This window comes from Rossellomorea marisflavi (assembly GCF_001274775.1).
GTDB classification, from domain to species: Bacteria; Bacillota; Bacilli; order Bacillales; family Bacillaceae_B; genus Rossellomorea; species Rossellomorea marisflavi.
This window is the reverse complement of record NZ_LGUE01000004.1, coordinates 962,987-975,044: the sequence shown is the minus strand read 5'-3', so window position 1 is coordinate 975,044 and position 12,058 is coordinate 962,987. Positions and strand designations below refer to the sequence as shown.

General features: G+C 49.5%; 12 protein-coding genes. 8 read left to right on the top strand and 4 right to left on the bottom strand.

From position 1 onward, the window contains the following. The first annotated feature begins 16 nt into the window (after positions 1-16). Genes AF331_RS15015 through AF331_RS15005 form a run of 3 tightly spaced genes read left to right on the top strand, consistent with a single transcriptional unit; the run spans position 17 to position 1,961 of the window. A complete protein-coding gene (locus AF331_RS15015) occupies positions 17-670 on the top strand; it encodes a DedA family protein (protein ID WP_160316567.1) in 654 nt (217 codons plus the stop codon). Positions 671-723: 53 nt separating this feature from the next. Beyond that, positions 724-1,485, top strand: coding sequence for a threonine/serine exporter family protein (locus AF331_RS15010; protein WP_053428868.1), 762 nt, complete (start codon positions 724-726; stop codon positions 1,483-1,485). Positions 1,486-1,505: 20 nt separating this feature from the next. Continuing rightward, positions 1,506-1,961 (top strand): threonine/serine exporter family protein, encoded by a 456-nt coding sequence (locus AF331_RS15005; protein ID WP_053428867.1) that lies wholly within the window; start codon positions 1,506-1,508, stop codon positions 1,959-1,961. Between the two features lie 50 nt (positions 1,962-2,011). Here the strand turns inward: AF331_RS15005 and AF331_RS15000 are convergent, their stop codons facing one another. Further along, positions 2,012-2,374 (bottom strand): DUF2500 domain-containing protein, encoded by a 363-nt coding sequence (locus tag AF331_RS15000; RefSeq protein WP_053428866.1) that lies wholly within the window; start codon positions 2,372-2,374, stop codon positions 2,012-2,014. A gap of 227 nt (positions 2,375-2,601) precedes the next feature. Between AF331_RS15000 and AF331_RS14995 the strand changes: the two genes are divergently transcribed. Both AF331_RS14995 and AF331_RS14990 read left to right on the top strand, forming a co-directional pair. Then, positions 2,602-4,329, top strand: a complete 1,728-nt coding sequence (locus tag AF331_RS14995) for an ABC transporter ATP-binding protein (RefSeq protein ID WP_053428982.1) — start codon at positions 2,602-2,604, stop codon at positions 4,327-4,329. Continuing rightward, positions 4,313-6,088: an ABC transporter ATP-binding protein gene (locus tag AF331_RS14990; protein WP_053428865.1), complete on the top strand. Its 1,776-nt coding sequence runs from the start codon at positions 4,313-4,315 to the stop codon at positions 6,086-6,088. Before AF331_RS14995 ends, AF331_RS14990 begins: the two co-directional genes overlap by 17 nt. 388 nt (positions 6,089-6,476) lie before the next feature. Here AF331_RS14990 and AF331_RS14985 read toward each other — a convergent pair whose 3' ends face one another. Beyond that, positions 6,477-6,899: a pyridoxamine 5'-phosphate oxidase family protein gene (locus AF331_RS14985; RefSeq protein WP_053428864.1), complete on the bottom strand. Its 423-nt coding sequence runs from the start codon at positions 6,897-6,899 to the stop codon at positions 6,477-6,479. Positions 6,900-7,024: 125 nt separating this feature from the next. On the opposite strand from AF331_RS14985, the gene AF331_RS14980 reads away from it, so the two are divergent. Then, positions 7,025-7,678: a uracil-DNA glycosylase gene (locus AF331_RS14980; RefSeq protein WP_053428863.1), complete on the top strand. Its 654-nt coding sequence runs from the start codon at positions 7,025-7,027 to the stop codon at positions 7,676-7,678. Here AF331_RS14980 and AF331_RS14975 read toward each other — a convergent pair. Next, positions 7,675-7,923, bottom strand: coding sequence for an alpha/beta-type small acid-soluble spore protein (locus AF331_RS14975; protein WP_053428862.1), 249 nt, complete (start codon positions 7,921-7,923; stop codon positions 7,675-7,677). The genes AF331_RS14980 and AF331_RS14975 overlap by 4 nt on opposite strands. Positions 7,924-8,104: 181 nt before the next feature. On the opposite strand from AF331_RS14975, the gene AF331_RS14970 reads away from it, so the two are divergent. Continuing rightward, entirely contained in the window at positions 8,105-9,571 is a 1,467-nt protein-coding gene (locus AF331_RS14970) for an alanine/glycine:cation symporter family protein (protein ID WP_053428861.1), read from the top strand. 146 nt (positions 9,572-9,717) lie between these two features. Continuing rightward, the gene (locus AF331_RS14965) at positions 9,718-10,878 is read left to right on the top strand and encodes an acyl-CoA dehydrogenase family protein (RefSeq protein ID WP_053428860.1); all 1,161 of its coding nucleotides are present in this window, start codon (positions 9,718-9,720) and stop codon (positions 10,876-10,878) included. A gap of 33 nt (positions 10,879-10,911) precedes the next feature. On the opposite strand, the gene AF331_RS14960 is transcribed toward AF331_RS14965, so the two are convergent. Continuing rightward, on the bottom strand, positions 10,912-11,973 hold the full coding sequence (locus AF331_RS14960) for an aromatic acid exporter family protein (protein ID WP_053428859.1): 1,062 nt from the start codon (positions 11,971-11,973) through the stop codon (positions 10,912-10,914). Positions 11,974-12,058: the final 85 nt, after the last annotated feature.

The following is a 12,058-nucleotide window of genomic DNA, read 5'->3' as shown; positions in this document are numbered from 1 at the left end:
GGAAGGAGGGGTGATCATGACGGAATATATGCTGGAGGCTGCCCAGGATTGGGGAGTGTGGGGGATTCTCCTCTCCCTCTTCATCGAAGGGAGTGCCTTTCCATTTGTAGGTACGTTATTCATCGTGACCGTCGGGTTCTTGTTGGAACTATCGTGGCTTGAGCTTTTTTTCGTCTCCGTTGCAGGAAGTGCCCTCTACGTCTTAGGGAGCTATATCCCTTACTTCCTTAGTTATAAGCTCGGTGAAAGGGTGGAGGCACGCCTCAGCCCTGAACGCAGGCAAAAGCTTCGGGCAGCACAGGATCAGTTCACGAAGTATGGCATTTGGAGCGTGGCGATCGCGAGTCCTCTTCATCTGGGGAATGTCGTCCCTTTTGTTGCGGGGATGTCCAAGATGGATGTGAAACTATATTCCTTCCTCACCATGCTCGGGATCACGCCCTCTACCTTCCTCCTCCTAAGCTTCGGGAAATTTTACGGAGGAGATCCTGAAACCGTCATGCGTACAATCGATCATTATCAAAACCTCGTGATCGGCGCTATCATCGCCGCCACGGTCGTTTATGTCCTCTATAAATGGAAGTGGAAGCCCCTCAGGAAAAAAAGTTCCGTCACAGACGGCGGACCCTCTTCGATAAAGAACGATGATGAGTCCTCATTGCGAACATAATTCCTTTCCTTTAAACTAAACCTATTCTTAAATCAATCGTGTGGAGAGATTCTATGGAAGCAAAAATGATGCGAAGATACGATATCATGGAGGTATGCCTCCTTGCAGGGAAAATCATGCTGCAAAGCGGCGCTGAAACGTACAGGGTGGAAGATACCATGATGCGGATCGCAGCCTCCTACGGGATCAAGGAATCCCACAGTTATGTGACGCCCACGGGTATCATCTTTTCAATTGAAACAGAAGAACCGACCAAGACCAAATTGATCAGGATCAACGAGCGCTCCACGGACCTCGAGAAAGTGACGCTCGTCAATAGCCTCTCCAGGCAGATCAGCAAAGGGCATCTGTCTGTGGAAGAGGCCTTTCATGCGCTTGAGAAGTTGGATGAATCGGATCTTTCCTATCCGTTCAAGCTTCAGCTCCTTGCAGCCACCATTGCGAGCGGTTGTTTCTTGATCATGTTCCTTGGATCCTGGAATGACTTTATCCCGGCTGCCATCACGGGCGGTGTCGGTTACATCTGCCTGATCTATTTCCAACGGGTCGTACCGATCAAGTTCTTCTCCGAGTTTTTGGCCAGTCTGATCATCGGCATGCTGGCCTTCGGATTCGTCCAGTCAGGCATCGGGCACCAGCTGGATAAAATCGTCATCGGCTCCGTCATGCCCTTGGTACCGGGGCTGTTGATCACCAACGCTGTCAGGGATCTGATGGCAGGTCATCTTGTATCCGGCCTGAGCAAAGGGGCAGAAGCGTTTCTGACGGCGTTCGCCATCGGTGGCGGGGTTGCGGTTGTCTTCACATTGTTGTAACGGAAGGGGAATGAAGAGTGATGTTTGTTGTTGAACATATGGTGACGAGCTTCATTTCGGCTGCCGCTTTCGGAATCATCTTCAATGCTCCGAAGCAATCGCTGTTCAAATGCGGCATCGTCGGAATGCTCGGATGGATGATCTATATCGTCCTGTTCACCTTTGAAATCGATACCGTCATTGCCACGCTTGCGGCTTCATTCGTCGTGGCGGTGGTATCGCAGATATTTGCAAAGATGTACAAAACCCCGGTGATCATCTTCAGTGTTGCCGGGATCATCCCCCTTGTTCCGGGGGGGATCGCTTATGATGCCATGAGGAACTTTGTCCAGAATGACTACAATATGGCCATGAATCTCGCAGCCAAAGCGTTCATGATCTCAGGGTCGATCGCAATCGGTCTCGTCTTCTCCGAGGTCATCAATCAGGTGATCCGAAACGCAAAGCTCAGTTCCTCTGCGCGCAGGATGAGATGAATCATTATAGAGAATAAGAGGGTGCCGGTCGCGGCACCCTCTTTTCCTACTTATTCGCTATTCCTTTCAAAACCGAGATAGCGAGTGCCCTGGAAGGTGAGGAGTCCTTCGTCACCTTCTGCAAGCATGCCGTATTCTTTGCCTTTGACACGCATCTCAATCCGGTCGCCGTTTTCAAATTGAAACGTCATGAAATAGCTGGTATGTGCCCTTGCCTCCCCTGCTCCACCTTGCACCAAAGCCCGCTTCGACACGAGCTTGGCTTTCGAAGATTGTTGTGGGGACTGGTTATTGCTATTCCATTCGCTCACACCTTTGAAAGATTGGAATAATACAAATCCTATTACAGCGATGAAACCGAGTCCCACTATGACCGGCACAACACTGAACATGACATCTCCTGTTTCGCCCATGGTATCTCCCCCTTATCGGTTGACTCGTAACATAGTATACGGAAAAAGGGCCGAAAAAGTTTCATTCGTAGTCATTGGATCATTGGGGCGCAATTGGGGAGAAAATGGACATTGGGCAAATCTTTCGGCTTCCGTACAATCAAAAAACACGCTATGATGAAAGGAACGATATTTCGGTATTGCCGGCGTTTCCTCCACATCCGGGCGCAGGTATGAAGGGAGTACATATGAAGGTCATACATTTTCTGAAACCTTACCGCATGGCCATGGCTGTAGCGTGGCTGTTCATGCTCACAGAACTCGCTGTGGAGCTTTTCAACCCATTATTCATGGCGAAGATCATCGATGACGGCGTCATGACCGGGGATCTGGATCTCGTGCTGAAATGGGGTGCCATCATGGTGGCCATGTCCTTGTTCGCATTCCTCTCCGGCATCGCCAATTCTTTCTTCGCAGCCCATACCAGTCAGGGCTTCGGATATGATTTGAGAGGGGCCCTTTATGAAAAGGTTCAGTCTTTCTCCAAATCGAGCTTTCAACATCTTCCCGCATCATCCCTCATCACGAGGATGACCAATGATGTAAGGCAGATTCAAAATACGATCTTCATGAGTCTCCGGATCATGTTGAGGGCTCCACTCCTGGTCGTGGGTTCCACCATCATGGCCCTCTTGGTGAATGCCAGGCTCACCTTGATCCTGCTCGTGATCATCCCTGTGCTGTGGCTATTCCTCGTCTGGGTCCTCAAAAAGGGCTGGGGCTTGTTCGGGAAGGTTCAAATCCGTCTTGACCGGGTGAATGAAGTCATGAAAGAGAACCTCTCAGGCATGAGACTGATCAAGGCATATACTCGGGGGCAATATGAAGAATCCCGTTTTGGTGAAGCCAATGATTCCCTGAAGGATCGAACGATGACAGCCCTCCGCTTCATGGAGATCATCATGCCTTTACTGATGCTTGTTATGAACATGGCCCTCCTGTATATCCTTTGGCATGGCAGTGAACGGGTTGCGACCGGAGGAGTACAAGTAGGGGAAGTGGTTGCCATTGTCACCTACGTAACCCGGATTTCATCGGTGTTCTCCATCTTTTCTTTCATCATCACTAGCTTTTCACGTGCGAAGGCATCATCGGGCCGGGTAGGAGAGGTATTGAACACCACTGTCGATATTACGGATCATGAAGGGGCAGCAGGTCAGGTGGTAAAAGGGGAGGTTGCATTCAAGGATGTTTCCTTCCGGTACCCTGGCACGGATGAATACGCCCTAGAGGATGTTACATTCACCCTTCAGTCCGGTGAGACGATGGCAGTACTCGGGGCGACCGGTTCCGGCAAGACATCCTTGTTCCAGCTGATCCCGAGGCTGTACGACCCGCAATCCGGCGAAATTGAAATCGATGGCCAGCCCCTGGGAAGCATCCCTCTGGATACGCTTAGGACTTCAATCGGCTTCGTCCCTCAGGAAGCCGTCTTATTCTCGGGGACCATTGCCGAAAATCTTCTCTGGGGAAAAGAAGGCGCATCACAAGAAGAGATGGAACAGGCGGCAAAGGACGCGCAGATCCACGATACCATCAGCCAGCTCCCGCGGGGATATGAAACGGTTCTCGGCCAAAAAGGTGTGAATCTTTCCGGGGGTCAAAAGCAGCGCCTTTCCATTGCGCGTGCTTTGATCAGAAAGCCGGCAATCCTCATGCTCGACGACAGTACGAGTGCCTTGGATATGAAAACGGAGGCTAAGCTCATTCAAGCCCTAAAAGGGTATGAATGCACAACCATGATCATCACCCAAAAGGTAGGGACCGCCATAGGGGCGGATATCATCCTTCTCCTTGAAGACGGAAAGCTGATCGCCCATGGTAATCATCAATCACTTATGACAGACTCCCCGTTGTACCGGGAAATTTACCGATCTCAGTTCGGAGAGGAGGGGCAGCATGTCAAGACACGTTAGAAAGAAGCTGGGGAAACATGATAAAGCGAAGGATATGAAAGGCACACTCCGGAGGATCTGGGATTACCTTTCACGCCAGCGGGTGCTTCTCTATATGGTCATCGTCATGGTGGTCATCAGTTCCGCTGCATCGCTCCTCGGTCCGTTCCTCGTAGGGAAGGCCATCGATGACTATGTCGTCACGCGTGAAATCACCGGACTCGGACGTTTGCTCATCGCCCTGATTCTGATCTATATCCTTCACTCCATCTCTGTGTGGTTCCAAAATTATTGGATGATCGGGATTGCGCAGGAAACGGTACACCGGATGAGGAAAGATTTGTTCCACCAGCTGCATCAGCTTTCGATCCCATTCTTCGATAAGAGGAAGCACGGGGAGCTGATGAGTCGTGTGACAAACGATATCGATAACGTAAGTGCTACGCTGAATAGTTCGTTCATTCAGATCATTTCAAGTTTCCTGACCCTCCTTGGGACCGTATCGGTCATGCTATGGTTGAGTCCTCTGTTGACGTTGATCACCCTGACGGTCGTACCCCTCATGGTATTCGGCATGAAGTGGATTACGAAGAGGACGGGTCCCCTTTTCAAGGAATACCAAGGAAATATCGGTGAACTGAACGGGTACATCGAAGAGACGATTTCCGGTCACAGCATCATCAAAACCTTCTCCCGTGAAGAGACCGCTATACAGGAATTCAAGGAAAAGAACGAAAAGCTGAGGAAGGCCGGTTTTTGGGCCGACACGTATTCGGGGTTCATCCCGAAGCTCATGAATGTATTGAACAATTTGAGTTTTGCCGTCATTGCAGGGATTGGAGGGCTCTTTGCCATCAAGGGCTACATCACGATCGGGGTCATTGTGATTTTTGCAGAGTATGCGAGGCAATTCACCAGGCCGCTGAATGAGCTGGCGAATCAGTATAATACGCTGCTCTCGGCCATAGCCGGTGCCGAAAGGGTGTTCCAGATCATTGATGAGGAACCTGAGGCAGTCGATGAAGCGGACGCGGTGGAACTGTCCGAAGTGACGGGGGAAGTGGTCTTCGACCATGTTTCCTTTGGATATAGCGAAGACGAGATGATTCTCGATGATGTTTCGTTTGTGATTTCGCCTGGTGAAACCGTGGCGCTTGTCGGCCCGACTGGAGCGGGCAAGACGACCATCACGAATCTGATTTCCAGATTCTACGAACGGAATGCAGGTGACATCCTTATAGATGGGGTGGACCTTTCTTCGGTTAAGCGGAAGAGCCTCCGCTCGCATATGGGGTTCGTCCTGCAGGACAGCTTCCTGTTCCAAGGCACCATCATGGAGAACATCCGATATGGACGCCTGGATGCGACAGATGAAGAAGTGGAGGAGGCGGCGAAACTGGCCAATGCCCACTCTTTTATCCGGAAGCTTCCAGGAGGTTATCATACGGTGTTGAGCGAGGGGAGTATCAGTCAGGGGCAGAAGCAGCTGCTGTCCATTGCGAGGGCCATCCTCTCCGATCCGTCCATCCTTGTTCTGGATGAGGCTACGAGCAGCATTGATACAATCACGGAAATGAAGATACAAGAAGCGCTGAAACGATTGATGGAAGGGCGCACAAGTGTCGTTGTGGCACACCGGTTGAATACGATAAGGCAGGCAGATCAGATCCTTGTTCTGGACGGTGGGAAGATCATTGAACGCGGTTCACACGATCACCTGATCAAGCTAGGTGGATTTTATGCGGGTCTCTATCATAGTCAGCTGAAGGAAAGTATATAAAAAAGAACCCGAAGCGGATCCCGCTTCGGGTTCTTTTACATCGGAGGAGGCGGTCATCCCGACCGGTCTACTCCCACGCTCTCTATTATGGAGAAAAGCGTGCATGTAACTTGCAACATCACAAGTGAATATAGTTGATTTCCTATACGTTTAAGATAATTTAAACAGCCGCGGGCAATTCTTCTTAGTCGCTTGATCTACCTAAACGACGTAAGCCCTACCTCTCTTACATCCTAACGGCTCCGAAGCCGATCCAGTGTGAATAAGTTGTTTTTGTCAAACAACTGGAGAATTACAGATTATCTTCTCTATCGTTTGAAAGTATGTTACAAGTCTACAATCACTAATAATAACATGCACTTCATACTCTGTCAATAGCCTCTGCTGTTTAAAGATCCAATGTCTGTGGAGAATCTTCTTCGTTATTCATGAGTCTGATCCCCACGGGTTCGATCTTAAGGACGACTAGATTTGGATCTTCCGGTCCGTCGAACCAGTCCTTCATGTGATCATTCCATATCTTCTTCTTGTAGCCTTCCGATTGTTCAATAGAGGCTTTTCCTTCGATTTCGACGAATGTATCGCCGTATCCTTCCCCTTCGTATCCAAGCAGGATATGAACGTTGGGGTTTTCTTCGATTTCATCGGTCTTTTCGGTTTTTTTACTTGTTGGTGTGTACAAGACCAGGTCTTCGTGATAATAGGTCATATAGCGGGAATAAGGTTTGTTATCCTTTACAGTAGCAAGTGTTCCTACCTTGCTTTCGTCCAACACCTTCAATACTTGCTCTTTCACTTCATTCTGTGACACGATCCCATCTCCTTTTCGATTCAACATCTTATGTCTTTACTATTCCTTTTTTAAAGTAGGATTAAACATGCGTGATGGGTTGTAGGATGGGGAATAGTGTAAAAAAACATACAGGAGGAATCGCAATGACAGTCGTGCCGGAAGATATATCAACCATTTGCAGGAAGAGAATGGAGCCTTTTGACTGCGAAGGATTCGTCAATGGACGGGGGCCGCGGGATCCGATCCTCATGGTCGTCGGGGAAGCGCCGGGTGAAACGGAAATACATAATGGAATTCCCTTCAGCGGCAGGGCCGGGAAGGTGCTGGATGAATTCTTTCGCTACGTGGGAGTGGACAGGGAGGATATTTATTTCACCTCCACCGTGCGAAGTCGTCCATTCAAACGCGTGGATAAAGTGAGGAAGGATGGAAGGGTCGAAAGGAAATGGGTCAACCGCGCCCCGAACAGGAAGGAACAGCTCGCCCATGCGGCCATCCTGGATTATGAAATGGCCCACGTACATCCTAAGCAGATTGTGACTCTTGGGAATATTGGTCTCCAGAGGCTTGCGGGAAGGGAATACAGCATCTCGTCCGTACACGGCACCCCTATTCGGACCAAAGTGAAGTGCCTGAAGGATTACGATCGCAGGGAGTGGGGAGAAACGGAGGAAGAGTACACTCTCTTTCCGACGTTCCATCCCGCCTCGATCTTTTATAATCGTTCCCTGGAAAAAGACATTTACCGGGATCTTGATCAGCTCAGGCAGATCCTCATGGATAAAGGGGTCTTCTAGCTGCGGTCCATCTTTTCTTTGGCCATCTTGATGAGTTCCTGGACCATCCTGCCGCCAAGTTGTCCCCCGACTTTTCCGTTTTCAGCAGATGACAGGTGACCGTTGTAGCCTTTTTGGAGGGGGACCCCCACTTCCCTTGCGGCTTCAAACTTTGCTTCTGATGGATTTCCGGTACCGGAGATCCTCGCCTTCATTTCGTTGAGGGCGTCACGGGAACCTGGGACTAAAAGCTTGCGTTTCGACATGTTTTCACCCCCTTCATCCTATTTTCCCCAAAAAAATTATTGGCATGTGAGGTATTGTTACACAAGGGTTTTCAGCAGTTCGGCTGTTAGGTGGAAATAAAAAAAGATTGTCTATATTGTGTCAGATAAAATATAATTCATAATAGTTAGATAAATCAAAAAGATAACAGGGGGACAAAGTATGACGGAATTTGTAGGAAGCCTTGTCGACGTATTATGGTCACCGGTCATGATTTATTTTTGTTTAGGTGTAGGACTATTATTTTCGATCTTAACAAAATTCGTGCAGGTCCGATTCTTGAAGGACATGGTCAAGCTCATGTTTACGGGCGGCAGCTCAAAGGAAGGGGTATCTTCCTTCCAGGCCCTTGCCCTTTCGCTATCGGGACGTGTAGGTACAGGTAATATTGCAGGAACGGCAACAGCCATCGGATTCGGTGGTCCTGGTGCTGTCTTCTGGATGTGGGCCATTGCGTTCATCGGGTCTGCCAGTGCTTTTATCGAATCAACCCTTGCCCAGATCTATAAAGAAAAGCGCGATGGTGAATACAGGGGAGGACCGGCTTACTATATTGAGAAGGGGATCGGTTGGAAATGGTACGCTGTCTTGTTCTCCATTGCCACACTGATCGCCATGAGCATCCTGATGCCGGGAATTCAATCCAACTCCATCGCCCTTGGCCTTGAGAATGCATTCGGGCTCAGTACGACCGTTACGGGCATCGGTCTTGTCGTCCTCCTCGGCATCATCATTTTGGGAGGAGTAAAGAGGATCGCCGGGGTGGCTTCCTATGTGGTGCCGTTCATGGCTATCGGATATATCCTCCTTTCCCTAGTGATTGTCGGGGTGAACATCACAGAGGTACCAGACGTGTTCTCATTGATTTTCAGCAGTGCGTTCGGTGCAAATTCAGTCTTTGGAGGAATTCTTGGTTCGGCCATATCATGGGGCGTCAAGCGTGGTATCTATTCCAATGAAGCAGGACAGGGAACTGGTCCACATGCTGCAGCGGCAGCCGAGGTTTCACATCCTGCGAAACAGGGGCTCGTACAGGCGGCTTCCGTCTATATCGATACGCTTCTTGTTTGTACGGCGACTGCCTTTATGATCCTCTTTACCGGATCATATAACACGGTCGGACCGGATGATACGGTCATTGCTTCAAATGCGAGTGTTGAAGGAGTGGAGGCTGGCCCTGCTTATACCCAGGCAGCCATTGAACAGGTGATCCCTGGTTTCGGTGCCGGGTTCGTCGCCATTGCACTCTTCTTCTTTGCCTTTACAACCATCATGGCTTACTACTATATGGCTGAAACGAATATCGCCTACCTGATGAAAGGCAGGAGCGCCAAGGTGGGGATGATGGTCTTGAAAGTTGTCATCCTTGCTGCCACTTTCTACGGCGCCGTCAAGGAAGCAACCCTTGCATGGGCCATGGGGGACATCGGACTTGGCATCATGGTCTGGCTCAATCTGATTGCCATCCTGATCCTGGCCAAACCTGCCCTTGCTGCACTCAAAGATTATGAACAACAGAAGAAGCAAGGACTTGACCCCGTATATAATTCCAAGAAGATGGGCGTGAAAAATGCCGAGTTCTGGGAAGGGGACTATAAGTACGATAAGAATAAAGAAAACGCATCTTGATGAAAAAGCATAGAACCCGTGACGGGTTCTATGCTTTTTTGCCGGAATTAAAGTATCCTTACGGGAATACTAGGCAATATCTTTTGAGGAAAAGGCTCTTTTTGATTATGATGAGAAGAGAGCATTTTTTCAGGAGGTGCAGGTAATTGGATTTATATGAATCGTATATACAGAATGATAGACAAAGGGAACTGCTTTCTCTGGCAGGCGAACTTGCCGATGTGTTCGCGGAGAGGGCAGAAGAACATGATCGAGAAGGTTCCTTTCCATTTGAGAACTTCAACGACTTGAAGAAGAAAGGCTACGGGAAGCTCACGGTGCCTAAAGAATATGGGGGCGAAGAAATCAGCCTGTATGAGATGGTGATGCTGCAAGAACGCCTGGCGACGGGCGACGCTGCCACTGCACTATCGATCGGCTGGCATCTTGGCGGTCTGATGGAGCTGAGTGAGAGCAGATTGTGGGATGAAGCACAATTCCAAGCGCTATGCGAAGCGGTCGTCACGGACCAAGCCCTCGTCAACAGGGCAGCATCCGAGCCCGCTACAGGCAGTCCTACAAGGGGCGGTCTTCCGGAGACGAAGGCTACCGAAACGGATAATGGGTTTGAACTAACAGGCAGGAAAAGCTTCACTTCCATGGCGAAGGTCCTGGATTATTCATTGGTGCTGGCACGCATTGGGGAGACGGAGAAAAAGGGATTTTTCCTGGTTGATCATAAATTGGATGGTGTGAGCATCGAAGATACATGGGATGTGATTGCCATGAAGGGGACCGGAAGTGAAGACCTGGTTCTTGATCACGTGAGCTTGCCTCCTTCGGCTATGGTAGAAGGGGATGAAAGGGGTGGAGACATCCCTAAGGCATGGCTCCTTCATATTCCTGCCTGCTATCTCGGTGTGGCGGTGGCAGCCAGGAATTATGCCATTGAGTTTGCGGAGAATTATTCACCGAACAGCCTGCCGGGGCCGATCAAAGAGGTTCCCGAGGTACAGAGGAAAATCGGGGAGATGGAGCTCGAGCTGTTTCAGGCAAGACAAATTCTCTATTCGGTTGCGGATAAATGGGTGAAGGAACCGGATAAACGGAAAGGGATGGGTCCGGAGCTTTCGGCGGTCAAACATATCGTCACGAATGGGGCCGCGCGCATCGTGGATATTGCCATGAGGATCGTAGGGGCAAGGAGTCTGTACCGCTCCAACCCGATGCAACGATATTACCGGGACGTCAGAGCGGGGCTGCATAATCCGCCTATGGATGACATGGTCATCTCGCTGCTGTCAAAGCGGGCTCTCGGTGGAAAATAGTAAAGAAGCCAAGGATCACGATCCTTGGCTTCTTTACGTCTGTAATTTTTTCTCCAATACGGAGGAATGGTGAATCTCCAGGGTCTGGATCCCTTTCAGTTCTTCAAGCAGGTCATGTATGGATAACAATTCGTATAAGAGAACGGATTCGCATGAGAAATGTTTCACCTGTTTTCCTTTGAGGAATTCATGATCCTCCCAGAACTCTTCTAAAAGATCCTTCATAAGGACGAAGTGCTGTTCTGGAATCTCGAAAGAGGGATGGTGCAGGATCCCCTTAAGAGACTGGATCGCCGAAATGATCCGTTCCTTCTCCTCCTGGCTGTACGAATAGCGGTTCATGGGGAGGTAGATCAGATTTCCGATATGATAAAGGATCTGTCTCAACAGGTTCAGTTTTTTATACTCGTAGTGGAAAAACCGGAGCTCTTTCCTGCTGGAGCGATGTAGTTTCCACTCTTCCTTTTGATATTTGCAAAGGGTATCCGTTGCTTCGACTTCTTGGAGGATGTCGGCGAAAATGAGGCGGGTGTCCCGGTGAAGGGAATGCTGCTTGAGCAGTTCCGATCCTCTTCGTTCTAAAAGATTACCGGTTTTGAAATATAAATTATGAATGCTCGCCGTGATTTTATCTGAATATTTAGGAGGCAGGACCCAAATGTTGACCACGGTCGAAACGATAAGCCCGATTGTGGTGGTTCCGAGCCTGATGAAAAAAGTGGCTATATAATGATCATGGATTGTCGGGATCATGGCGATTCCTGTCAAGGTGGCGACCAGGATTCCGGGGGCAAGCTTCAGCCTGTGACAGGTGATAATCGTCAGCAGCGCGACAAATGCGTAGGTGATGGGGCGGTCTCCGAAAAAAGAAGACAATACGACTGCGTACAGTGCCCCGATGGCTGATGCCGGAAATCGGATGAACGCCTTTTTGATTGAATTGGTGGCCGTCGGCTCGATGGTGACGATGGCCGTGATGACCGCGAACGTCGCTGGCCAGTTGAATAACTCACAAATGAGTGCAGTCAAAAAAACGGCAATGCCTGTCTTTGCAACGCGACCGCCGACTAATCGAAAATGTTTGAAAAATGCCATATAGGACCCTCTTTTTGCTGAAAGAATACGTACCTATCATTATAACGCTTTTGGGAGGCTCTGTGTTTACTTTGAGTCCCGAAAT